This is a genomic window from Streptomyces adustus, assembly GCF_009377175.1.
Taxonomy (GTDB): domain Bacteria; phylum Actinomycetota; class Actinomycetes; order Streptomycetales; family Streptomycetaceae; genus Streptomyces; species Streptomyces adustus.
The window spans coordinates 1-23,659 of sequence record NZ_VJZD01000050.1; the positions used below are offsets into that span (position 1 = coordinate 1).

Below are 23,659 nucleotides of genomic sequence, written 5' to 3' on the forward strand. Positions count from 1 at the left end.
ATAAGAGACAGCGGCTCCACCGCACCCGCCGCCCCGGGCGCCACCACACCCGTACCCGTACCCGCGTCCGCGTCCGCGCCCGCGCCCGCCGGGCGGGGTACCGCCGCCTGGCTCACCGCCGGGCTGGTGCTCGGGCTGCTCGTCCTGGTGCCGGTGGCCGCCGGGCTGGGCGCGTACCCGATCCCGACCGGTGACGTGCTGTCCTCCGTGCAGCACCGGATCGGCCTGGGCGGGGCGGAGCTGGACCGGGTCGCCGAGTCGGTGCTGTGGAACGTGCGCTTCCCGCGGATCGTGCTCGCGCTGCTCGTCGGCGCCTCGCTGGGGTGCGCGGGCGCCCTGATGCAGGGGGTGTTCGGCAATCCGCTCGCCGAGCCCGGCGTCATCGGCATCTCCTCGGGCGCGGCGGTCGGCGCGGTCGCCACGATCGCGTTCGGGCTGGACTTCCTCGGCGCCTGGACGGTGACGGCCGCAGCCTTCGCCGCCGGGCTCGGCACGGTCCTGCTGGTGTACGCGATGTCGCGCTCCGGCGGCCGTACGGAGGTGGTGACGCTGATCCTCACCGGGATCGCGGTGAACGCCTTCGCGGGCGCGCTGATCGGGCTGTTCCTGTTCCTCGCGGACACCGCGGCGGTCAACCAGATCGCGTTCTGGCAGCTGGGCTCGCTCTCCCAGGCGACCTGGCCGAAGGTACTGGCGGTGCTGCCGTGCGCGGCGGTCGGGCTGACGCTGGCGCCCCGGTACTCGCGCCGGCTGGACCTGCTGGCGCTGGGCGAGCGGCCGGCCCGGCATCTGGGCGTGGAGGTGGAGCGGCTGCGGCTCGTGCTGGTCCTGGTCATCGCACTGCTGACGGCGGCGGCGGTGAGCGTCTGCGGGATCGTCGGCTTCGTCGGTCTGGTCGTACCGCACCTGCTGCGGATGACGGCGGGGCCGGGGCACCGGTTCCTGGTTCCGGGCAGCGCCCTGCTGGGCGCGTTCGCCCTGCTCGCGGCCGATCTGACGGCCCGTACCCTCGCCGCTCCCGCCGAACTCCCGCTCGGCGTCCTCACCGCCCTGCTCGGCAGCCCCTTCTTCTTCTGGCTGCTGCGCCGCACCCGCCGCGGGCAAGGGGGCTGGGCATGAGACTCCCCCGAACGCTCCTGCGTCCCCGCCCACTGCCGCCTCCCCCGGCCCGCCCCGGCGAGGTCCTGGCCGCCGCCGAGGCCCTGCGCGTCCGCCTCGGCACCCGCGAGGTGCTGCGGGACGTGGACCTGGAGGTGCGGGCGGGCGAGGTGCTCGCGCTGGTCGGGCCCAACGGCGCCGGGAAGTCGACGCTGCTCGCCGCCCTCGCCGCCGACCTCCCGGCCGCCGGGGGCGTGGTACGCGTCCACGGGCGCCCGGCGGCCGAGTGGTCGGCGCCCGAACTGGCCCTGCGCCGCGCGGTCCTGCCGCAGCAGGCCGCGCTGTCCTTCCCGTTCACGGTCGAGGAGGTCGTCCGGATGGGGCGCGCCCCGCACCCGGCCTCGCCCGACGAGGACGACCGGGCGGTGGCCGCGGCGATGGCCGCGACGCACGTGTCCGGCTTCGCCGCGCGGCCGTTCCCGGCGCTCAGCGGCGGCGAGCGGGCCCGGGTCGCGCTGGCCCGGGTGCTGGCGCAGGCGGCTCCGTTGCTGCTGCTGGACGAGCCGACGGCCGCGCTGGACCTCAAGCACCAGGAGTCGGTGCTGCGGCTGTGCCGCGCAAGGGCGCACGCCGGTGACGCGGTGGTCGTGGTGCTGCACGATCTGGGGCTCGCCGCGGCCTACGCGCACCGGGTCGCGATCCTGTGCGCCGGTGGTGTCGCGGCCGACGGACCGCCGGCCGAGGTCTTCTCCGAACGTCTGCTGTCCGAGGTCTACGACCACCCCGTCGAGGTGCTGGGTCATCCGCGTACCGGCGCCACGCTCGTAAACCCGAAGCGGAACCTTTGAATCAGCTTTGACTCGTTGTTTACGTACCAATTGGTCAGTCGTGATCATCTCGTGGCCATAGGGCCCCTATGAGAGGTGAATCACGCCACGCAGGGGTATCAGGCAGGTAAGCCTCGGTTAAGTTAGGCCAGCCTCACCAATCCTTGTGAGTACCGTCACGCCGTTTTCCAGCCACCCGTGGGAGCCCGCATGCGAGCCGTCAGACTGTCCGTCGTCACCGCCGCCGCCACCGCAGCAGCGCTGACCGCCGTCACGGGCTGCACGCAGAAGAGCACCGCCGCCGACGACGCCGGGGCGATACAGGTGACCGCCGCGGACTCGACGTGCAAGACGTCCACCACCTCGGTGCCGGCCGGCCACGTCACGCTGAAGATCGAGAACAAGGGCTCCAAGGCCACCGAGGTCGAGATCCTCTTCCCGGACGACCGGATCGTCTCCGAGAAGGAGAACATCGGCCCGGGCACGAAGTACACGCTGACCGCCGAGGTGAAGTCCGGGGCGTACGAGATCGCCTGCCGCCCCGGCATGAAGGGCCTCGGCATCCGGCAGAAGCTCACCGTCACCGGCGGCTCGGCCGCCAAGCGCAACCCCGAGCTGGACAAGGCCGTCGCCGCCTACCGCGAGTACGCGCAGGAGCAGGCCGACGCCACGCTGCCGCTCGTCGAGACCTTCGCCGCCGCCGTCAAGGCCGGTGACATCGAGGCCGCCAAGAAGGCCTTCGCGCCCTCCCGGCTCGGCTGGGAGCGCACCGAGCCGGTCGCCGAGTCCTTCGGCGACATCGACCCCAAGGTCGACACCCGCGCCGACGGCCTCGAAGAGGGCCAGGAGTGGACGGGCTGGCACCGCCTGGAGAAGTCGCTCTGGGAGGACAAGAAGATCGCCGACACCGACAAGAGCCTCGCCGACCGGCTGGTCACCGACCTGAAGGACTGGCAGAAGCGGGTCGGCAAGGCCGAGATCACCCCGACCTCGATGGCCAACGGCGCCAAGGAGCTGCTCGACGAGGTCGCCACCGGCAAGGTCACCGGCGAGGAGGACCGCTACTCGCACACCGACCTGTCCGACTTCAAGGGCAACGTCGAGGGCGCGCAGAAGGCGTACGAGCTGCTGAAGCCGGTCGCGCAGAAGAACGACGCGGCGCTGGCCGGCGAGCTGGACAAGCAGTTCGCCGCGCTGGACGCGCTGCTGGACAAGTACCGCGCGGACAAGACCTCCTACGACTTCGTCTCCTACGACAAGGTCACCAAGGACCAGCGCAAGGAGCTCTCGGACGCGGTGAACGCGCTCGCCGAGCCGCTGTCCAAGCTCGCCGCCGCCGTCGTGAAGTAGGAGGGGCCACCGATGACGGACGTACAGGACACCACCGCCCAGGCGGCCCCCGGCGGCGCGCCCACGCGGCGCTCGCTGATCGGCTGGGGCGGCGCGGGCCTCGCGCTCGGCGCCGCCGCCGCGGGCGGCGCGGTGGCGATGACCCGGGTCGGCAACGACGTGGACCCGGCCGCCGCCGAGACGGGCGCGGCGGTCGCCTTCCACGGCGCGAACCAGGCGGGTATCGCGACGCCGGTCCAGGACCGGCTGCACTTCGCCGCGTTCGACGTGAAGACCGACGACCGCGCCGAGTTCGTGCAGCTGCTGAAGGACTGGACCGAGGCCGCCCGGCGGATGACCACGGGCAGGGCGGTCGGCGAGGGCGCCTACGGCGGGCTCGCCGAGGCGCCGCCGGACGACACCGGCGAGGCGCTGGGCCTGAAGCCCTCGCGGCTGACCCTCACCATCGGCTTCGGCCCGTCGTTCTTCGACCGGTTCGGTCTGGCCGACCGGCGCCCGGCGGCGCTGGTCGACCTGCCCAAGTTCCCCGGCGAGAACCTCGACGGGTCCCGCACCGGCGGCGACCTGTGCATCCAGGCCTGCGCGGACGACCCGCAGGTCGCCGTGCACGCGATCCGCAACCTGGCCCGCATCGGCTTCGGCAAGGTCGCCATCCGCTGGTCCCAGCTGGGCTTCGGCAAGACCTCGTCGACCACGCCCGACGCCCAGACCCCGCGCAACCTCATGGGGTTCAAGGACGGCACCCGCAACATCGCGGGGACGGAGACGGACCGGCTGAAGAAGTTCGTCTGGGTCGGCGAAGGCGACGTGGACGCCAAGTCGGCCTGGATGGCCGGGGGTTCGTACCTCGTCGCCCGGCGCATCCGGATGAACATCGAGACCTGGGACCGGACCTCGCTCCAGGAGCAGGAGGACGTCTTCGGCCGCGACAAGGGCGAGGGCGCACCGGTCGGCAAGGCCAAGGAGCACGACGCGCCGTTCCTGAAGGCGATGAAGCCCGACGCGCACGTGCGCCTCGCGCACCCCGACTCCAACGACGGGATCACCATCCTGCGCCGGGGCTACTCCTTCACCGACGGCACCGACGGTCTCGGCCGACTCGACGCGGGCCTGTTCTTCCTGGCCTACATGCGCGACGTGCGCAAGGGGTTCATCCCGTTGCAACGCCGGCTGTCGGCGTCCGACGCGCTCAACGAATACATCCAGCACGTGGGTTCGGCGCACTTCGCCGTCCCGCCGGGCGTCCGCGACAAGGACGACTGGTGGGGCCGCGCGCTGTTCTCCAAGGAGGCGTAGCCCGTGTTCTCCAACTACCTGATCGGCCTGCGCGAGGGACTGGAAGCCAGCCTCGTCGTCTGCATCCTGATCGCCTACCTGGTCAAGACCGGCCGCCGGGACGCCCTGCGGCCGATCTGGATCGGCATCGGCATCGCGGTCGCCATCGCGATGGGCTTCGGCTGCGTCCTCGAATTCGGCTCGCAGGAGCTGACGTTCGAGGCGCAGGAGGCGCTCGGCGGCTCCCTGTCGATCGTCGCGGTCGGCCTGGTGACGTGGATGGTCTTCTGGATGCGGCGCACCGCCCGCCATCTGAAGTCCGAGCTGCACGGCAAGCTGGACGCGGCGCTGGCGATGGGCACCGGCGCGCTGGTCGCCACCGCCTTCCTCGCGGTGGGCCGGGAGGGCCTGGAGACCGCCCTGTTCGTGTGGGCGTCGGTGCACGCGGCCAGCGACGGCACCCCGCGCCCGCTGATCGGCGTCGCGCTGGGCCTGGCGACCGCGGTCCTGCTGGGCTGGCTGTTCTACCGCGGCGCCCTGAAGATCAACCTCGCCAAGTTCTTCACCTGGACCGGCGGCATGCTGGTCGTGGTGGCGGCGGGCGTGCTCGCGTACGGCGTGCACGACCTCCAGGAGGCCAACTGGCTGCCGGGCATCCGCAACCTGGCCTTCGATATCAGCGACACCGTCGACCCGGGCAGCTGGTACGGCACCCTCCTGAAGGGCGTCTTCAACTTCCAGCCCGACCCGACCGTGTTCCAGGTCACGGTGTGGCTGCTGTACCTGGTCCCGACTCTCGCGATCTTCCTCGCCCCGGTAGGGTTCGCCTCCGGGAAGGGGAAGGTGACGGCACCTGATGACCAGGGTTCGCGGCCCGCGAAGGCCGAGCAGTCTTGAGCGGAGCGCGCTGATCGCGGCCTCGGTGACCGTCCTGTCGCTGACGGCGGGCGGATGCGTGGTGGTGCACGGCGAGCGCGAGGTGCTCCCGGCCACCACGGCCCCCGAGGCCGCCGAGGCCCTCGGCCAGTTCACCGCCGCGTACAACAAGGCCGACCAGGCCTACGACCGCTCCCTGGACGCGGACTTCGTCACCGGCGCGCTCTCCGACATCGACGGGGCGCGGCTGACCGCCGGGCACAGCGTCAGCCCGGCCGGCAACCCCTCGCACACCGCGCTGACGTTCTCGGACGTGCGGTACACCATCCCCAAGAAGGCGGGCTGGCCCCGCTGGTTCGTCGCCGACGCCAAGGCCAACAAGGGCGGTTCGGCGCGCTGGCTCATGGTGTTCCTGCGCGGCGGCCTGTCCGAGCCGTGGCGGGTGTCGTATCTGACGCTGGTCGCCCCGGACGCCGTACCGCAGTTCGCCAAGGACAAGGACGGCTGGGCCGAGACCGTCCCCCTGAACCAGACGGAACTGGCCGTGGACCCCGCGGACCTGAGCCAGGACTACGCGACGTATCTCAGGAACGGCGGGAAGTCCTTCGCCGACGGCACGTACACCAGCGTGCTGCGCGCGGACCGGACGAAGGGCGCCAGCCGGCCCGGGCTGGCCACGCAGTACATCGACGAGGCGCTGACCCGGGACGACTACGCCCCGCTGGCGTTGCGCACGGCGGACGGCGGGGCGCTGGTGTTCTTCACCACGCACCACTACGTGAAGCAGACGGCCGCCGTCGGCGCGTCCGTCCCCACGCCCAACAAGAGCGTGCAGGCGCTGACCAAGGGCGAGATCAAGCAGTCCCTGACGATGGAGTTCGTCTCCAACCAGGTGGTGCTGGACCCGAAGCGAGGTGCGGGGACCGGCCAGGTGTCGATGATCGGCAAGGTCCAGGGGCTGACGGCGGGCCGGGGCGAGTAGCCCCGACGTACGCGCGCCGGGCGGTCGGGCGTACGACCGTGGCGCGGGAGGCGGCCGCGGTGGCGCAGGGGACCGCTGTCAGTGGCGCAGGGGCCAGACCGAGGCGGCGTGGTCGGGCTGGGTGCCCGCATGGCGGGAGCAGGCGTCGGTGAGCGCCTCCAGCAGGGTCAGCGGGTCCGGCAGCCGGTGCTCGGGGCCGCGCAGCCAGCGCACCTGCCGTCCGTCGTCCCCGGGCAGCCGGGCCGGCGGTACCAGGACGTAGGAGCCCCGGCAGTGCCAGCGCATGCCCGGGTGTTCGTCCGCCGTCTCGGGGTGGGAGTCCAGCTCGCACGGCCACCACTCGTCCTCGTCCTCGGGGGTGCCGCGGGTGAGGGTGAAGAAGAGCATGCGTCCGTCGTCGCTCTCGGCGACCGGGCCGACCTCGACACCGGCGGAGAGCAGGTTCTCCAGCGCCTCGGCGCCGGCCTCCAGGGGCACGTCGAGGACGTCGTGCACCATGCCGGTCGCGGTGATGAAGTTGGCCTGCGGCTGGTGCCGGGCCCAGCGCTCGATCTGGGCGCGGTCGGTCGTGGACTGCGTCTGCCACGCGAAGGACACGGGGTGCCGGGCGGGCGTGGGACAGCCGACGCGGTCGCAGGAACAGATGTGGCCCGGTGCCGGGTGCGCGGCGGGCGCGAGGGGCAGTCCCGCCCGGGCGGCGGCGAGCAGCAGGGCCTCACGGCCGCCGGTGTCGGCGGTCTCCTTCGGGCGGCGTCCCCGCAGCCACTGGGTGAGTCTGCCCTGCCGGCGGGTACCGCCACCGTTCTCCGCGCTCATCTATCGCCTCGCCTCGCTGTCGTGCGGCCAGCATGCCTCATCGTCCCACCTTCCGGACCATCGGGGGGCCAGTGCCCCCGATCGGGGCAGGTGGTGACGAGGGGGGCATAGGGGTTACGAGGGGTTACAGGCGGCAGATCGACACCCGGATCGTTAACTTCACGCCTCGCGCGCCGCGCGGGCTCAGTCGGTCGCGCCGTCCCCGCCGTCCCTGCCGTCCCCGGCGTACGGCGGCCAGGCGTCGCCCCAGTCCGCGTCGCGCGCGGCCCTGTACAGGCCGCCGTGGCGTTTGGTGACCGTCGTGCGGCGCAGTTGCTCGTCGGCCTCGCACAGGTCGAGGAGGACCTGGCCCTTGCGGATCTGCGGGCGCCGGACCACCCGGGCGGGGGCCGGGGTCACCGGGAGGCGGGTGGCGGCGACGTAGCTGAACTTCTCGTCCTCGTACGGCAGGGAGCCGCCCTTGACCTGCCGGTGCAGCGAGGAACGGCTGACCCGGGCCGAGAAGTGGCACCAGTCCGTGCCGGGGACGATGGGGCAGGCGGCGGAGTGCGGGCAGGGCGCGGCGACGCCGAAGCCGGCCGCGATCAGCCGGTCGCGGGCGGCGAGGACGCGGGCGTAGCCGTCGGGAGTGCCGGGCTCGATGATCACGACGCTCCCGGCGGCGGCCGCGGCCGCGTCGACGACGGACGCGCGGTCGGCCTCGGTGAGCTCGCCGAGCACGTACGACACCGTGACGAGATCGGTGCTCTCGATGGTGAGCGCCGCTCCGATCCGAGAGCGCTGCCAACGGGCGTCCCGCAGGGCGGGGTTGGCCGCGGCGATCTCGCGGCCCAGGGCGAGCGCGGGCTCGGCCCAGTCCAGCACGGTCACCGGCCGGACCCCGTCCCAGGTCGCGCTGACGGCCCAGGTCGCCGCGCCGGTGCCACCGCCGACGTCGACATGGCTGCCGGGCGCCCAGCCGGGCACGGCGTCGGCGAACGCCTCCAGCGCGGCCCGTACCGCCTCGAAGGTCGCCGGCATCCGGTACGCGGCGTACGCGGCGACGTCCGCGCGGTCCCGCAGGATCGGCGCGTCGGTGGGGGTGGCCCCCCGGTAGTTGGCGATGAGCCGCTCCACGGCTCCCGAGGCCTGCCTGGCCGGGAGCCCGTCGAGAAGGGCGGCAAGGGCGCTGCGGAGGGTCTCGGCCGGGGCCGCGGGGACGTTCACCCGGCGATTCTCTCAGGTCCCCGGACGGCCTCGGACAGGCCGGGGACCCGGCCGCTACGCCCCCCGTACCGCTCGGGCCAGCCGGGTCGCGGCCGCCGCGCGTGGTCCGCTGTCCGCCGGGCGTCTCCTCGGGTGGACCGTGTTGGCCAGCAGCACCAGGAAGGTGTCCGTGGCCCGGTCCAGGACCAGCGACGTCCCCGTGAAGCCGGTGTGGCCCGCCGCTCCCCGGCCCGCCAGCTCCCCCATGAACCACGGCTGGTCCAGGGCGAAGCCGAGGCCGGGCGCGGTCAGCAGGAGTTCCACGAAGTCCGGGCCGAGGACGCGGGCGGGCCCGTACGAGCCGCCGGCCAGCAGCGCGCGGCAGAACACCGCCAGGTCGCGCCCGGTGGAGAACAGGCCCGCGTGGCCGGCCACCCCGCCCAGCGCCCAGGCGTTCTCGTCGTGGACCGTGCCCCGCAGCATCCCGCGGTCCGCCTTGGCCCACGGGCGCCGCTGGTCCTCGGTGGCCGCCGCGCCCGGACAGGGGCCGTACCCGGTGGCCGTCATGCCCAGCGGGCGGGTGATGCCGTCGCGGACGAGCGCGTCGAGGCCGCGGCCGCTGACCCGTTCCAGGACGTGCTGGAGCAGCAGCATGTTCAGGTCGGAGTAGCGGTACGTGCCGGGCGCGCCCACCGGCGCCTCCGCCCGCAGCAGCGCCAGCCGCTCGACGTCGTCCGCACAGTCGTACAGCGGGAGTTCGGGGCGCAGCCCGGAGGTGTGGGTGAGCAACTGCCGTACGGTGATGCCGTGCTCGGCGGCGGCGCGGAAGTCCGGCAGATAGGCGCCCACCAGGGCGTCGATGCCGAGCGTGCCCCGCTCGATCTGCTGCACCGCGGCGACCGAGGTGAACAGCTTGGTGAGGGAGGCCAGATCGAAGGGCGTGTCGACGGTGGTCGGCACCCGGCCGCCGGGCGGCGCCTCCACCCCGGTGTCCGTCTCCGGGTCGTACGAGGTGTAGCGCACCGCCCAGCCCGCGGCCTCCGCCACGGCGATCACCGGGCCGCGTCCGGCGACCACGACGGTGCCCGCCGCCCAGGGGTGCTCACCCGCGCTGAGCGCGCGCACCTCGCGGACGAGGCGGCTCAGTTCGCGGGAGTCCAGCCCGGCGCGCTCCGGTGTGTCGATGCGCAGTCTCGGCGCGCTCAGTTGCCCTCCCCGGGGCTCTCGGCCTCGTGCGTGATCGCACGTGCGTTCCAGGGACGGCACAGTCCCACGAAGCAGCCCACCGCCACCAGTGCGGCCGTCAGCTGGACGAGCGCCATGGGGACGGCGGTGTGCTCACCCGCGATGCCGACCAGCGGTGAGGCGATCGCCCCGACGAGGAAGGAGGACGTGCCGAGCAGGGCGGAGGCGGCGCCGGCCGCGTGCCGCACGCGCATCAGGGCGAGGGTCTGGGCGTTGGGCAGGGTGAGGCTCATCGCGGACATCAGCACGAACAGCCCGGCGGCGACCGGCACCAGACCGGCCTCGCCGAACGCGCCGGTCGCCATCAGCAGCAGGGCGGCCGCGGCCAGGACCACGACCGCGAGGCCCGCGGCCAGCACCCGGTCCAGGCGGACCCGGCCGACCAGCACCCGGCCGTTGACCTGGCCGACGACGATCAGTCCCACGGAGTTCAGGCCGAACAGCAGGCTGTAGGTCTGCGGGGAGGCGCCGTAGATCTCCTGCACCACGAACGGCGAGGCCGCTATGTAGGCGAACAGCGCGGCGAAGGCGAAGCCGCCGGTGAGCATGTACCCGGCGAAGACACGGTCGGCGAGCAGTCCGCGCATGGTGCGCAGCGCCTCGCCGACCCCGCCGCCGTGCCGCCGCGCGGGAGGCAGGGTCTCGGGCAGCCGCGCCCAGACCACCGCCGTCAGCGCGACGCTCACGCCGGTCAGCAGGACGAAGACACCGCGCCAGTCGGTCACCCGCAGGATCTGCCCGCCGACGAGCGGCGCGACGATCGGGGCGACCCCGGAGACCAGCATGAGCGTGGAGAAGAAGCGGGCCATGGCCACACCGTCGTACAGGTCGCGCACGACGGCCCGCGCGATCACGATGCCGGCGGCGCCCGCGAGCCCCTGCGCCAGCCGGAAGGCGACCAGGAGCTCCACGTCGGGGGCCAGCGCGCACAGGGCGGTGGCGACGACGTAGACCGCGAGTCCGGCGAGCAGCGGGCGCCTGCGGCCCCAGCGGTCGCTCATCGGGCCGACGACGAGCTGTCCGAGCGCCATGCCCGCCAGGCAGGCGGTGAGGGTGAGCTGGACGGTCGCCGCGGGCGCGTGCAGGGCGCGGGTGACCTCCGGCAGGGCCGGCAGATACATGTCCATCGCCAGCGGGGGTGTCGCGGTCAGCGCGCCGAGGACGAGGACGACCAGGAGACCGGTACGGCGCGGGGCCGGGCCGCCTGTCGCCGTCGCCGCGGATTCGGCGCCGTGCTCCAGGCCGGGTGCGCCCACGGTGCGCTCGGACATACGCCCCTCCCTCTCCGAGTGATCCGCCGCCTATGCTCTCAGCTCGTACAGAGTGCCGAAGGCCACATGAGCGAGGGTGGGGGCCGCATGACCGTGACGGAAGACAAGGTGCGCTGGGGGGTCCTGGCCACGGGCGGGATCGCGGCGGCGTTCACCGCGGACCTGGTCGACCTGCCGGACGCGCAGGTGGTGGCGGTGGCCTCGCGGACCCGGGCGTCGGCGGAGGCGTTCGCCGAGCGGTTCGGGATCCCGCGGGCGTACGGCGAGTGGGAGGCGCTCGCGCAGGACGCGGACATCGATGTCGTGTACGTCGCCACCCCGCACGCGGCCCACCGGGCGGCGGCCGGCCTCTGCCTGGAGGCCGGGCGCAACGTGCTGTGCGAGAAGGCGTTCACGCTGAACGCGGGCGAGGCGCGGGAACTGGTCGCGCTGGCCCGCGAGCGCGGGAGCTTCCTGATGGAAGCGATGTGGATGTACTGCAATCCGCTGGTGCGGCGGCTGAAGGCGCTGGTCGAGGACGGCGCGATCGGCGAGGTGCGCACGGTGCAGGCCGACTTCGGGCTCGCGGGTCCCTTCCCGCCGTCGCACCGGCTGCGCGACCCGGCACAGGGCGGGGGCGCGCTGCTGGACCTCGGGGTGTACCCGGTGTCGTTCGCGCAGCTGCTGCTCGGGGAGCCGTCGGACATCGCGGCGAGAGCGGTGCTCTCGGACGAGGGCGTCGACCTCCAGACCGGAGCACTGCTCTCTTGGGAGAGCGGTGCTCTTGCTTCGGTGCACTGCTCCCTGGTCGGTGGTACCGGTACCACGGCCTCGGTCACCGGCTCCGGCGGCCGCATCGACATCCCGGACGGCTTCTTCCACCCGGATCGCTTCGTCCTGCACCGCGACGGCCGCGCCCCCGAGGAGTTCACCGCCGACCCGGCCGACGGCCCCCGCACCAGCCTGCGGCACGAGGCGAAGGAGGTCATGCGGGCCCTGCGGGCAGGCGAGACCGAGTCGCCGCTCGTCCCGCTCGACGGCACCCTCGCCGTGATGCGCACGCTCGACGCGATCCGCGACCGCGTCGGGGTCCGCTACCCCGGCGAGACCCGCTGACCCGTCCCGGCCGGAGGCGATGACCGTCCCGGCCGGACGCGACGCAACCGGGTGACCGCCCCGGCCGGACCCGGCGCCCCGGCCCCCGGCGCCCCGGCCGGGCCCGGCGCCCCGCCCGGACCATGCGCCCCGTCCGGCGGGACCCGGTCCGCTCATGCCGGTTCGAGGCCCGGTCTTCCCGTCTCGGTCACGAAGGACCCGGCCGTCGCGATCGGCGCGCCGGGCTTCGTCACGTACGGCACGGTCCTGAAGTCGGCGCGGGCCAGCCGCTGCCCCAGCGTGATCCGGGCGTAGCCGCGCCGTCCGTCGTAGAACCGCAGGTGCGGGTTGGCCGCCATGCGCGCGGCCCAGTTCGCGGGCCGTCGGGCACCGTCCCGGCCGCTGGCGATCGACGTGGTCACGATCTCGGTGCCGAGCGTGCGCGAGGCCGGGTCGTCGAAGTCGTCCTTGATGTCGAAGCCGTAGCCGACGTGCACATCGCCGGTGAGCACCATCAGGTTCTCGACGCCGGCCGCCTTCGCGCCGTCCAGGACGCGGCGGCGGGCGGCCGGGTAGCCGTCCCAGGCGTCCATGGAGACCTTCGCGGCCGGGCCGGTCCCCAGCCGCTGCCGGGAGAAACAGACCTGCTGGGCCACGACGTTCCACAGCGCGGCCGAGTCCCGCCAGCCGTCGAGCAGCCATCGCTCCTGGGCCGCGCCGGTCATCGTGCGTGCCGGGTCCTCGCTCTGCGGCCCCGGCGCGTGCGGGACGTCGCCGTAGGCCTGGTCGGAGCGGTACTGGCGGGTGTCGAGCACGTCGAACTGGGCGAGCCGGCCCCACCGCAGCCGCCGGTACAGCCGCATGTCCGGCCCCACGGGCAACTGCGGTGCGCGCAGCGGCTGGTGCTCCCAGTAGGCGCGGTAGGAGGCGGCGCGGCGCAGCAGGAACTCCGCCGGGGGGACTCCGTTCCCGGAGACGGCGCCCGCGTAGTCGTTCTCGGTCTCGTGGTCGTCGAAGGCGACGACGAAGGGGTGCGCCGCGTGGGCCGCCCGCAGGTCGGGGTCGGTCTTGTAGAGGGCGTAGCGCAGCCGGTAGTCCTCCAGCGACACGGCCTCGTGGGCGAACAGCGCGGGGAGGCGGCGGTCGGTGTAGGCGCGGGCGCCGCCGGTCGCGTCGACCGCGTACTCGTAGAGGTAGTCGCCGAGATGGAAGACCACGTCGACGTCGTCCTCGGCGAGGTGCCGGTAGGCGGTGAAGTAGCCGTCGTGGTAGGCCTGGCAGGCGACGGCGGCGATGTTCAGGGACGCGACGGGACTGCTCTCGGCGGGTGCGGTCCGGGTGCGGCCGGCCTCGCTGAGCCAGCCGCCCGCGCGGAAGCGGTAGTGGTAGACGCGGTCGGGTTCCAGTCCGACGGCCTCGACGTGCACGGTGTGCCGGAACTCGGGGTGCGCGACGGCCGTCCCCCGCCGGACGACGGTGGCGAAGCCCTCGTCACGGGCCAACTCCCACTCGACGTCGACACGTTGAGCGGGCAGTCCGCCGTCGGGCTGGTACGGGGCGGGCGCCAGCCGGGTCCACAGCAGGACCGAGTCGGGCAGCGGGTCGCCGGAGGCGATGCCGAGGGTGAAGGGGTAGGCGTCGATCCGCGCCGCGTCCAGTTCCGCGGCGGCCGCCATCCCCGCTCCGGGGAGGTCGGCGGCGAAGGCGAGGGCCAGCGCCGCGCCGGAGACACCGAGGAAGCGGCGGCGGTCGAGACGGCGGGCGGCGGCCCGGAAGCCGGGCGGGTGCCCCGAGGGTGCCCGGTGCGACAAGGGTGTTGCGATGGTCATCTTTCCTCCCCGGACAGTTGAGGGAGGAAGCGGAGAACCGGCCGCACCCGACACGCCCCGCCGGTCGCGCATCACCCGGACGGCGGACACCGGGGCACGGCCGGGCGCGGGGCGCGAATCGTCAACTCCTCAACCTGCACAAGCGGAGTTTGACCGTCCGGACCATTGCGGGTCGACGCCGGGCTTATGCTCAACTCCCCTGCACAAGAGCTTCACATATGACGTAATCGGGTTCCGCCGACCACACCGACGGGGGGAGGCGGCAGCCGTTCCACGGCTTCGGGTGGGGGTGGGCCTCGCGCGGGACCGCGGGGCACGCACCGATCCGTGGAACGGCTGCCGCGTACGTCGGCGCGGTCCGGGACCCGCACAGACCGTCCGCGCCCCGGACCCGCGTGCCGCCCCCGCGACCGTCCGAAACCCGCGAACGTCAGCGCGCGTCGGCCCCGCGAACGTCAGCGCGCGTCGGCCCCGGGCACGTCAGCGCGCGTCGGCCCCGGACCCGCCGCTGTCGCGCACCCCGGCCGTATCGCCGTCCGGCGCCTCGCCCGCACCACTGCCCGGCACCACGGCGGCCCGGCGCTCCGGCGCCTCGGGCACCACGCTGTCGGGTACGACGTTCTCGGGCCCGTCGCCGCCCGGCGCCAGGACCGCCTCGCCCCCGGCGTCTGCTGCCGTGTGCCGGCCCGCCCGCTTCGCCAGACGCCGGCGCAGTGCGTACGCCCCGCCCGCCACCAGCGCGAGCGAGGCCGCGCCGCCCTCGACCAGCCGCCACGGCGAGGTGTGGCCCGCCGCCGCGCCCGGCGCGCCGGCCGCCGGCCGCGCCGCCTTCCCCGACGGCGAGGCGCTCGCCCCGCCCTCGCTCAGCGGCTTCGCCAGGGTGCCCACCGCGCGCGCCGAACCGCCCTTCGCGAAGCCCCAGTCGAGCAGCGCGGCCGTCTCCTCGTAGACGGAGTTGTAGCCGCTCTCGGGATGCATCACGGTGACGATCAGGGTGCGTCCGCCGCGGGTGGCCGCGCCGGTGAAGGTGTTGCCCGCGTTGCTGGTGTAGCCGTTCTTCACGCCTATCAGGCCCGGGTACGTCTTCACCCCGTACGCGCCCGACAGCAGACGGTCGGTGTTCTGGATCTGGAACGTCTTCTTGCCGCCCGCGGGGAAATCGGCCGTCCGCGTCCCGCAGTACGCGCGGAAGTCGGCGTTCTGGAGCCCGTGCCGGGCGAACAGCGTGAGGTCGTACGCCGAGGACAGCTGCCCCTTGTGGTCGAAGCCGTCCGGGCTGACCACATGCGTGTCCAGGGCCTGGAGGTCCACGGCCCTGGCCTGCATCTCGGCGACCGTGCGCGCCAGCCCGCCGTTCATCAGCGAGAGCACGTGCACCGCGTCGTTGCCCGAGCGCAGGAAGACGCCCTGCCACAACTGCTCGACGGTGTAGGTGATTCCGGGCTTGATGCCGACGAGGCTGGAGCCCGAGGGTATGCCGATCAGGTCGGCGTCGGTGACCCGGTAGCGCTCGGTCCGTTCGAACTTCGGCAGGACCGTGTCGGCGAACAGCATCTTCAGCGTGGACGCGGGGGCCAGGCGCTGGTGCGCGCGGTAGGAGGCCAGCACCTCGCCGGTGTCGTGGTCGGCGATCAGCCAGGAGCGGGCGGAGAGCTTCCCGGGCAGCCCTCCGGCGCCGCTCACCTGGACCCCGGGCCGCCCCAGCCGCTCACCGCCGATCACCGTGGCGGCCGTGCCGATCGCGGGGGTCGGGGTGGCGGTCGCACCCTTCGTGGCGGAGGGGGCCGCGGAGGCGGACGCGGGCAGGGTGGCGGCCAGCGGGGCGGCCGCGGCGAGGGCGAGCAGGGAGCGCCGGGACAGCCGAGAGGATTCACTCACTCCGGGACCGTACAAAGCGAGTGCGCGACGCCGTACGGCGGGTCCCCTCATGAGCCTGCCAAGTCCGCGGAGGAAGCCACGACCGGCCATTGAACAGGGGTTTCCTGGCAGCGGGCCCATTACGGCTTAGGAATCAGCTGTCTGATGGAACTTTGATTCCGGGCCGCACATTCTCAGTTCTCACACATCCCTTACTCAGGGGGACTCAAAGGTTTCTTCCTAGCTTGTGGCCGCGCCCACAGCGGGCGCCAAGAACCTCGAGGAACGGGATGTTTGGCATCTATCTCAAGCGCGAGCTGAGCCGGCGCAAGAAGGCGGCTCTGGTCATCGCACTGGGTCTGGCGCTCGGAATCGCCCTGGTCATCACCGTGAACTCGGTGTCGGCCGGCATGACCCAGGCCCAGGACAAGGTCCTTCAGTCGCTCTACGGGCTCGGCACCGACATGACGGTCACCAAGGCCCGTACGGCGCCCACCAGCGGCAGTTCGGGACGGCCGAACTTCCAGTTCGACGCGAAGTCCGAGGACGACGACTCCACGCAGAGCTCGGACCGGGTGATGACGCAGGGCGGTCAGGCGCTGGCGTCCTCGCTCGTGGCCAAGGTCGCCGCGCAGCAGGGCGTGTCCAGTGCGGTCGGCGCGCTCAGCCTGAACGTCACCAAGGTCGACGGCTCCTTCACCCAGGGCAAGGCCAAGAGCTCCACCAGCGGGCAGAGCAACCAGGGCGGCCCCGGCGGCAGCAGCGGCGGCAGCATGCCGCAGGTGCAGGGCGGCGGCGCCTCGTTCGACGTGAACTCGTACTCGGTCGGCGGCGTCGACGTCACCGACCAGGACCTGGGCCCGCTGTCCACGTCGAAGATCACCTCCGGCAGGACCTTCACCGCCGCGGAGACGAACGCCAAGCTCGCCGTGGTCGGCAAGTCGTACGCCAAGGAGAACAAGTACAAGGTCGGCTCGACCTTCAAGATCTCCGGCACCAAGTACACCGTCATCGGTATCGCGACGCCCGACAGCAGCGACTCCACCACGGACGTCTACCTGCCGCTGAAACAGGCCCAGACGCTCGGCGACGCCAAGAACAAGGTCACCACGATCTACGTCAAGGCGACCGACTCCAAGCAGATCGACACGGTCAAGGCGACCATCCAGAAGAACATCTCCGGTACGACGGTCACCACCTCCGCCGACCTCGCCGAGACCGTGTCCGGCTCCCTGTCCACCGCCTCCGACCTGGCGACCAGCGTCGGCAAGTGGCTGTCGATCGCGGTGCTGGCCGCCGCGTTCCTGGTGGCCGCGCTGCTGACCTCCTCGGCCGTGTCCCGCCGGGTGCGCGAGTTCGGCACCCTGAAGGCGCTCGGCTGGCCCAGCCGGCGGGTGACCCGGCAGGTGGTCGGCGAGTCCATGGTCAACGGTCTGCTCGGCGGCGCGCTGGGCATCGGCCTGGGTCTGGCGGCCGCGTACACCGTCACCGCGATCAGCCCGAAGCTGACCGCGCAGCTCGGCAGCACCGGCGGCGGCATGGGCGGCGGTCCGGGCGGCGGCCCCGGCCAGCAGTCGGCCCAGAACACGATGGAGATCGCCCTGTCCGCGCCCGTGTCGGCGACCACCATCGCGCTCGCGGTGGGCCTCGCGGTCGCCGGCGGTCTGATCGCCGGGGCGATGGGCGGCTGGCGTGCCTCCCGGATGCGTCCGGCCGACGCGCTGCGCAGCGTCTCGTAACACCCCCCGATACCGGGGCGTCGCCTCACCCTTCCCCCCGGGAGGCGGCGCCCCACCCTCCTTCCTCCTCTTCCTCCCCCTTCCTTCTCCTTCCTTCTCCTCAAGTCACGGAGCACCCATGTACAGACTGACCGGCGTCACCAAGCGCTACACCCGGGGCAAGGAGACGGTGGAGGCGCTGCGCGGCGTCGACCTCACGATCGAGGACGGCGACCAGCTCGTCATCCAGGGCCCCACCGGCGGCGGCAAGTCGACGCTGCTCCAGATGATCGGCGGCCTGGACCGCCCCTCCACGGGCAGCGTCGAACTGGACGGCGTGGACCTCGCCACCATCAGCGAGGCGAAGCTGACCCGGCTGCGTGCCGAGAAGATCGGCATCATCTTCCAGGCGTTCAACCTGATCCCGACGCTGACCGCGCAGGAGAACGTCGAGACCGCGCTCGTCCCACTGGGCGTCAAGCCCGCCGAGCGGCGCGAGCGGGCGGCCGAGGCGCTGCGCTCGGTCGGCCTCGGGGAGCGGCTCGGCCATGTCCCGACCGAGCTGTCCGGCGGCCAGCAGCAGCGGGTCGCCATCGCCCGCGCGCTGGTGAAGAAGCCGAAGGTGCTGCTCGCCGACGAGCCCACCGGCAACCTCGACGAGGGCACCCGCGACGACATCATGGGCCTGCTGGAGGGCCTGTGGCACGAGTACGGGCTGACCTTCGTCATGGTCACCCACGACTCCTCGATCGCCCGCCGGGCGCCGCGGCTGGCCACCATCAAGGCCGGTCAGATCACCCTGACCGAGCAGCCCGGCGCACGCCAGTACGCGCAGCAGGCGCCCGGCGTCCGGGCGTACTGAACCCGCGGCGGCCGAGGGGCCGTCCACCTGCCGGGCGGCCGGCCGGCGTCGGCCGGCCGCCCGGCGGTGGGCGGTGGGCGGCCCCTCGGGGTCTGTCCGCGCCACCCGAACGGCGGCCCGGACGAGCCGCCGCGGGGGCGGCGGTGCGACGGTGGACACCGGAAGAGGGGGTGGGATCCGTTCCCGCTGTCGACTCTGGGGAGTCCTCGTGACCTGCTGCTACGACCGACGCGATCTGGGCCTGCTGCTGCTCCGGCTGGGTACCGGAGGGGTGCTGGCCGCGCACGGCGCGCAGAAGCTGTTCGGCTGGTTCGGCGGCCACGGGCTGGAAGGGACCGGCCATTACATGGAGTCCGTCGGGTTCGCGCCCGGACGGACGAGCGCGCTGGCGGCCGGTCTCGCGGAGACGGGCGGCGGCACCATGCTGGCCCTGGGGCTCGCGACACCGGCGGCGGGCGCGGCGGCGGCCGGGGCCATGGCCGGGGCGTCCGCGGTGCACGCACCGAACGGGTTCTTCGCGCAGGAGGGCGGCTACGAGTACGCGGCGAGCCTGGGCCTGGCCGCCACCGGTCTGGCGATCGCCGGGCCGGGCCGGCTCTCCCTGGACCACGCCCTCGGGCACGTCTTCGACCGGAACTGGATGGTGCCGCTGGCGCTCGGCGCGACGGCCGCGATGACCGCGCTGGTCGTGGGCGCGCGCAACGCACGGGTGCGCAGGCGGGCGGAGGGCGAGCAGCAGGCGCTCTTCGAGGAGTAGGACCCTGGCGACGGGGAGCCGTGGCAGGCTGCCCGCATGAGTGATCAGGACTCCCCCGCCGCCCCCGCGGATCTCTGGGCCGCCGTCGACGGTCTGTGGGCCTGGCTGGAGGCCGGCCGCCCGACCGGCGGCCGGGAAGGGCTCCTGCTGCGCATCCTCAAACTGTCGGAGGAGGTCGGCGAGGTCGCCCAGGCGGTGATCGGCGCGACCGGCCAGAACCCACGCAAGGGCGTCACCCACACCTGGGCGGACGTCGAGGCCGAGCTCTGCGACGTAGTGATCACCGCCCTGGTGGCCCTGCGCACGCTGACCCCCGAGGCCCGTGAGGTCTTCGCCGGGCATCTGGCACGGGTCGTGGACCGCTCGCTCCCGCGCTGACCGCCTCCCCGTCTGTGGCGTTCGTTACGGATGTGCCGGGTGTGTCCGGCGGGAGCGATGGGCAGTGACTGCACGTGCTCGAAGCCGTCCGGTCCGTCCCGTTGGGGGAAGCGTGAGTGTGTGCGTGATTGGTGCAGGTCTGTCGGGTCTGGCCACGGCCCACGCGCTCGCGCAACGGGGAGTCGACTTCGTCTGCCTGGACAGGGCCCCGGACGTCGGCGGCATCTGGCGCCAGCCGGGGGCCGGGGAGCGCGGGCCGGGCTATCTGTCGCTGCACCTCAACACCGTCAAGCGGCTGACCGGTTACGCGGACTTCCCGATGCCCGACTCCTACCCCCTCTACCCTCGGCACAGTGACGTCGCCGTCTATCTGCGCCGGTTCGCCGAGTGGGCGGGGATACCGGACCGGGTCGAGCTGAACACGGAAGTGCTGTCCGTGGTCCGGGAGTACGACGGAACCTGGACGGTGACCAGCCGGAACGAGGGCGGGGCGCCGTCCTCGCGACGCTTCGCCCAGGTGGTCGTCGCGTCCGGACACAACACCGAGCCGGCCCTGCCGGACACGATGCCGCCCGGCTTCGAGTCCTTCCCCGGAGAGATCCTCCACTCCGTCGACTACCGCGACGGCAGCGACTTCGCCGGACGGCGCGTCGTCGTCGTGGGACTGGGCGCGTCCGCCGTGGACATCGCCTCGGACCTGTCCCGCCACGCCGCACGGACCGTGCTGTCGGTCCGGCGCGGACTGCACATCATGCCCAAGCAGTTGTTCGGGCTGCCACTGGACGAGATGGCCGAGGTCCCGTGGTTCACCGAGATGCCCTTCGCCGAACAGCGCACCTTCGTCGAGAAGGCGCTGCACACCGCCCGGGGCAAGATGTCCGACTACGGGCTGCCCGAGCCCGACCACCCGGTCCTCTCCTCGGCGGCGACCCTGTCGGACGAGATACTGAGCCGGATCCGGCACGGCGGTGTGACCCCCAGGCCCGCGATCGAGTCCGTCGACGGCGGCCTGATCCGCTTCACCGACGGCAGCACCGAGGAAGCCGACCTGATCGTCTACTGCACCGGGTTCCGCATGGCGTTCCCCTTCCTGCCCGCGGGCTGCCCGGTGGGTCCGCAGGGGGCGGTCGAGCTGTATCGGCGGGTCGTCGCGCCCGACCACCCCGGCCTGTACTTCGTCGGGCTGGTGCGCCCGCAGGGGTCCGTCACCCGGCTGGTCGAGGCGCAGTCCCGCTGGGTCGCGCGGCTGGCCGAGGGAGCGGCCCTGCTGCCGTCGACGGACGTCATGCGCAAGGAGATCAGCGCCTATCTGACCGGCATCGCCGGGCGCTACGGGAACGCGGAGGGGTCCTCGATCCAGGTCGACGTCGCACCGTATCTGCGCGAGCTGCACGAGGAGTGAGCCGCCCCGGCGACGGGCACCCGCCCGCGGGCGGGTGCCGTTCGCGGGCGGGTGCCGTTCGCGGGCGGGTGCCGTTCGCGGGCGGGCCGGATGCCGGGCCGTCACAGGCCCGACATCGTGGTCGTACACCCGAACGTGCGATCCGCCTAGGCGGTCAGCAGGACGGCCGGCGGCCGGACCGCGTAGGACTCCGAGGAGATGTACACGGTCACCCGCGGCGGTCGGCCCCGCTGGTGGGCGAGCGCCAGATAGGCGATGAGGCCCACCCCCTCCTCCGGCCGCCGGGTGGTGACGGCGGCCACCGCCGACAGCAGCGGGGCGGCCTCCACCCCTTGGCGGCGCAGCACCGCCACCGCCCGCTCCAGGGCCTCCCCGTCGTGGCGGGCGTGGTCCCGGACCGGAACGTAGAGCGTGAAGCCGCTCGCCCGGCCGCTCGCCGTCTCGGTGAAGGCGTGACAGGACTGGACGGGCCGGCGGCCCGGCCGGGTGCCCGGCCCGTCCCAGGCATCCGGTGCGTCGGCGTCACCCCCGGTGGCCGCCCGGAAGAAGTCCTCGATCTCCCCCAGTTCGCCCGCGCCGCCCACCCGGGACAGGCCGGCCGCCTCCACGGCCGACAGGTCCTGGTGCGCGAGGTAGACCTTCACCCTGGGCTCCGCCCAGTCGCCCAGGTCCAGCGCGAAGAACAGATGGCGGTCGCCCGGAGGCAGCGCGGTGAACGCCTCCTGGTGGCCGAGCCTGCGCAGCGCCTCGCGCACCGTGTCGGCGGCGCGCTCCGGCCCGGACGCCGCGGGGTTCAGGTACACCTTGACCCCCGGGACACCGCCGGGACGCAGCTCCAGCGCGCACCACAGGGCGAACGCGCCCTGCGGGGACGGCGGGAAGAACAGGTCCTCCAGTTCGTCCAGCCGCTCGGTGCCGAAGTTCCAGTGCCGCGCCATCGCGCGGACGGCCCGCAGTCCGGCCCGGCCGCCCGCCACCGGATCTGCGGCGTCGGCGCCGGGCTCCAGCAGGACGCGCAGGGCGGGTGGTCCGCCCGGCTGAAAGGCGAGCGAGTACTCGACCGGGGTGTGGTCGTCCGACAGGAAGCTGTCGGACGGTGGCGGCAGGCTCAGCGACCGTTCGGCGACGGGCCCCAGCATCTCCGGCAGTATCCGCGCGTAGACCTCGGTGTCGGAGGCGTTGAGTCCCGCGACGTCGCACAGCCTTGCCAGCTGGCCCGCGGTGAACGCCCCGAGGGTCGGAGCGCCGGAGTCCGTCGGGGAACTCTGACCGTGAACATGGGGATACCCGCCGACGGGGGCGGGTATCTCGGTCGGGCGCCCTGGCAGGGGCCCCGGTATGAGGGGTTGGAGCAACACGGTGGAGCGGTGAGCGGCGTCGTTGGATACGGGCTCCACGACACCTCCTTCTACTCGTGACCGACACGTTTTGCCGCGTTGCTCACTACCCTGGTGATTTAACCGTCATGCAATTCCGTGAAGTGCGCGGATGTCACGTGGATCACTTCGTCAGCCAGGTCAGGAACGAACTCCACATACCCGCCCGTTCGGGCCTGCGCCCCCTCCCCTCGACGCGCTCCTCGTGCCTGTCGGGCACCGGTGCCGCGTTGGCCGCGCCCGGCCGGCGCACCGGCTGGACGGGGGTGAACCGGGCGGGCAGGGTGGCCAGGGCCCGGTTGAAGGGGCCCGGACGCCAGGTCAGGCTGTCCTCGGGGACGGCGAGCGCGATGTCGGGCAGCCGGTTGAGGAGGTTCTCGATGGCCGTCATGGTGATCTGCCGGGCGGGGTCCTTGGACGGGCAGGCGTGCGGGCCCGCGCTCCACGCGAGGTGGGACCGGTTGCTGCCGGCCTTGCGTGCGGCCGTCAGCGTCGGGCCCGTGTTGGCCGCCGCGAAACTGACCAGCATCAGATCGCCCGCCCGGACCTGCTGCCCGCCGAACTCCATGTCGGCCGCCGGATAATGCGGCGCGAGGTTCTGCATCGGCGGGTTCTCCCACAGCGTGTCGTCGATCGCCTCGTCGATCAGACCGCCCTGGTAGGCGTACGTGTCATGAGTGAGCAGCCGGTGCAGGGTGTTGCCGATGAGGTTGCGGAGCGGTTCGTTGCCGGCCACCAGCAGCAGGGCGAGCTGGTGGACCATCTCCTCGTTCGTCAGCTTCGACTCGTGCTGCATCAGCCAGGAGGCGACGTCGTCACCGGGCCTGGAGCGCTTGAGGGCGACCAGTTCACCGACCGCCCCGAACAGCACCTCGACGGCCTTGTCGGCGTTGACACCGTCGAACATGCCGGTGATGCCGAAGAGGACCCGGTCGCCGATGTCGGCGGGGCAGCCGAAGAGTTCGTTGAACACGAACAGCGGCAGCTGTTTGGCGTAGTCGCCCAGCAGGTCGGCCGAACCGCGCACGCCGAACTGGGATATGAGGTAGTCGGAGACACGCTCCGTGGTCTGGTTCAGCTTGCGCGAGTCGACCCGGGCCATGCTGTCCGTGACCGCCCGGCGCAGCCTCAGGTGCTCGGCGCCGTCGCTGAACATGCAGTTGGGGCGGTAGGCCAGCACGGGCGCGACCGGGCTGTCCGGCGCGATCTTGCCGTCGTTGAGGTCGCGCCAGCGCCGGGCGTCCTTGCGGAACGAGCCGGAGTCCTGGAGCAGGCTCAGCGCCGTCGCGTAGTCCGTGACGAGGGTGGCCTCCACTCCGGGGGCGAGTTCCACGGGGGCGGTCGGACCGTAGTGGCGCAGGTAGTCGTAGTACGCCTGCGGGTTGGCCGCGAACTCCGGTCCGTGCAGCGGCACTCGGCCGCCGGAGTTGTGTGCCGGGCACCCGGGCGGGGGCACCGGGGAAGGGGACTGGGCGTCCATT

At 73.1% G+C, this 23,659-nt stretch carries 20 protein-coding genes; 12 read left to right on the plus strand and 8 right to left on the minus strand.

Going from position 1 to position 23,659, the window contains the following annotated elements:
- From FNH09_RS15125 to FNH09_RS15150, 6 genes are all read left to right on the plus strand, one after another.
- Window positions 1–1,119 carry a FecCD family ABC transporter permease gene (locus FNH09_RS15125; RefSeq protein ID WP_162468607.1) on the plus strand — a complete coding sequence of 373 codons (1,119 nt, stop codon included), beginning with the start codon at window positions 1–3 and terminating at the stop codon, window positions 1,117–1,119.
- Window positions 1,116–1,946, plus strand: coding sequence for a heme ABC transporter ATP-binding protein (locus FNH09_RS15130; RefSeq protein WP_152888066.1), 831 nt, complete (start codon window positions 1,116–1,118; stop codon window positions 1,944–1,946). The genes FNH09_RS15125 and FNH09_RS15130 overlap by 4 nt, the downstream gene beginning before the upstream one ends.
- Window positions 1,947–2,135: 189 nt before the next feature.
- A complete protein-coding gene (gene efeO / locus FNH09_RS15135; RefSeq protein WP_152888068.1) occupies window positions 2,136–3,275 on the plus strand; it encodes an iron uptake system protein EfeO in 1,140 nt (379 codons plus the stop codon).
- 12 nt (window positions 3,276–3,287) lie between these two features.
- Window positions 3,288–4,571 (plus strand): iron uptake transporter deferrochelatase/peroxidase subunit, encoded by a 1,284-nt coding sequence (gene efeB / locus FNH09_RS15140; protein ID WP_152888070.1) that lies wholly within the window; start codon window positions 3,288–3,290, stop codon window positions 4,569–4,571.
- Between the two features lie 3 nt (window positions 4,572–4,574).
- Window positions 4,575–5,447 carry an iron uptake transporter permease EfeU gene (efeU, locus tag FNH09_RS15145; protein ID WP_162468608.1) on the plus strand — a complete coding sequence of 291 codons (873 nt, stop codon included), beginning with the start codon at window positions 4,575–4,577 and terminating at the stop codon, window positions 5,445–5,447.
- On the plus strand, window positions 5,407–6,408 hold the full coding sequence (locus FNH09_RS15150; protein WP_152888072.1) for an SCO2278 family lipoprotein: 1,002 nt from the start codon (window positions 5,407–5,409) through the stop codon (window positions 6,406–6,408). The genes efeU and FNH09_RS15150 overlap by 41 nt, the downstream gene beginning before the upstream one ends.
- A gap of 78 nt (window positions 6,409–6,486) precedes the next feature.
- Here FNH09_RS15150 and FNH09_RS15155 read toward each other — a convergent pair whose 3' ends face one another.
- The 4 genes from FNH09_RS15155 to FNH09_RS15170 all read right to left on the minus strand — a co-directional run bounded on the left by FNH09_RS15155 (window position 6,487) and on the right by FNH09_RS15170 (window position 10,925).
- Window positions 6,487–7,224 carry a bifunctional DNA primase/polymerase gene (locus tag FNH09_RS15155; RefSeq protein ID WP_152888074.1) on the minus strand — a complete coding sequence of 246 codons (738 nt, stop codon included), beginning with the start codon at window positions 7,222–7,224 and terminating at the stop codon, window positions 6,487–6,489.
- A gap of 183 nt (window positions 7,225–7,407) precedes the next feature.
- On the minus strand, window positions 7,408–8,430 hold the full coding sequence (locus FNH09_RS15160; RefSeq protein WP_162468609.1) for a small ribosomal subunit Rsm22 family protein: 1,023 nt from the start codon (window positions 8,428–8,430) through the stop codon (window positions 7,408–7,410).
- A gap of 54 nt (window positions 8,431–8,484) precedes the next feature.
- Window positions 8,485–9,675: a serine hydrolase gene (locus tag FNH09_RS15165; RefSeq protein ID WP_162468610.1), complete on the minus strand. Its 1,191-nt coding sequence runs from the start codon at window positions 9,673–9,675 to the stop codon at window positions 8,485–8,487.
- A complete protein-coding gene (locus FNH09_RS15170) occupies window positions 9,612–10,925 on the minus strand; it encodes a multidrug effflux MFS transporter (protein WP_152888078.1) in 1,314 nt (437 codons plus the stop codon). The genes FNH09_RS15165 and FNH09_RS15170 overlap by 64 nt, the downstream gene beginning before the upstream one ends.
- An 87-nt stretch (window positions 10,926–11,012) precedes the next feature.
- Here FNH09_RS15170 and FNH09_RS15175 point away from each other — a divergent pair, with 87 nt between their 5' ends.
- Window positions 11,013–12,020 (plus strand): Gfo/Idh/MocA family protein, encoded by a 1,008-nt coding sequence (locus tag FNH09_RS15175; protein WP_152888080.1) that lies wholly within the window; start codon window positions 11,013–11,015, stop codon window positions 12,018–12,020.
- Window positions 12,021–12,172: 152 nt separating this feature from the next.
- Here FNH09_RS15175 and FNH09_RS15180 read toward each other — a convergent pair whose 3' ends face one another.
- Both FNH09_RS15180 and FNH09_RS15185 read right to left on the minus strand, forming a co-directional pair.
- Complete coding sequence (locus FNH09_RS15180) at window positions 12,173–13,828, minus strand: alkaline phosphatase D family protein (RefSeq protein WP_152888082.1); 1,656 nt, start codon at window positions 13,826–13,828, stop codon at window positions 12,173–12,175.
- Window positions 13,829–14,308: 480 nt separating this feature from the next.
- Window positions 14,309–15,757 carry a D-alanyl-D-alanine carboxypeptidase family protein gene (locus tag FNH09_RS15185; RefSeq protein WP_152888084.1) on the minus strand — a complete coding sequence of 483 codons (1,449 nt, stop codon included), beginning with the start codon at window positions 15,755–15,757 and terminating at the stop codon, window positions 14,309–14,311.
- A gap of 218 nt (window positions 15,758–15,975) precedes the next feature.
- On the opposite strand from FNH09_RS15185, the gene FNH09_RS15190 reads away from it, so the two are divergent.
- The 5 genes from FNH09_RS15190 to FNH09_RS15210 all read left to right on the plus strand — a co-directional run bounded on the left by FNH09_RS15190 (window position 15,976) and on the right by FNH09_RS15210 (window position 20,802).
- Window positions 15,976–17,424, plus strand: coding sequence for an ABC transporter permease (locus FNH09_RS15190; RefSeq protein ID WP_152888086.1), 1,449 nt, complete (start codon window positions 15,976–15,978; stop codon window positions 17,422–17,424).
- Window positions 17,425–17,542: 118 nt separating this feature from the next.
- On the plus strand, window positions 17,543–18,265 hold the full coding sequence (locus FNH09_RS15195) for an ABC transporter ATP-binding protein (RefSeq protein ID WP_152888088.1): 723 nt from the start codon (window positions 17,543–17,545) through the stop codon (window positions 18,263–18,265).
- 208 nt (window positions 18,266–18,473) lie between these two features.
- Window positions 18,474–19,022 carry a DoxX family membrane protein gene (locus FNH09_RS15200; RefSeq protein ID WP_162468611.1) on the plus strand — a complete coding sequence of 183 codons (549 nt, stop codon included), beginning with the start codon at window positions 18,474–18,476 and terminating at the stop codon, window positions 19,020–19,022.
- A gap of 36 nt (window positions 19,023–19,058) precedes the next feature.
- Window positions 19,059–19,400 carry a MazG-like family protein gene (locus tag FNH09_RS15205; protein WP_152888090.1) on the plus strand — a complete coding sequence of 114 codons (342 nt, stop codon included), beginning with the start codon at window positions 19,059–19,061 and terminating at the stop codon, window positions 19,398–19,400.
- Window positions 19,401–19,512: 112 nt separating this feature from the next.
- The gene (locus tag FNH09_RS15210) at window positions 19,513–20,802 is read left to right on the plus strand and encodes an FAD-dependent oxidoreductase (RefSeq protein ID WP_162468612.1); all 1,290 of its coding nucleotides are present in this window, start codon (window positions 19,513–19,515) and stop codon (window positions 20,800–20,802) included.
- 146 nt (window positions 20,803–20,948) lie between these two features.
- On the opposite strand, the gene FNH09_RS15215 is transcribed toward FNH09_RS15210, so the two are convergent.
- On the minus strand, window positions 20,949–22,199 hold the full coding sequence (locus FNH09_RS15215) for a tryptophan dimethylallyltransferase family protein (protein ID WP_338017583.1): 1,251 nt from the start codon (window positions 22,197–22,199) through the stop codon (window positions 20,949–20,951).
- Between the two features lie 103 nt (window positions 22,200–22,302).
- Window positions 22,303–23,658: a cytochrome P450 gene (locus FNH09_RS15220; protein WP_152888092.1), complete on the minus strand. Its 1,356-nt coding sequence runs from the start codon at window positions 23,656–23,658 to the stop codon at window positions 22,303–22,305.
- Between the last annotated feature and the right edge of the window lies 1 nt (window position 23,659).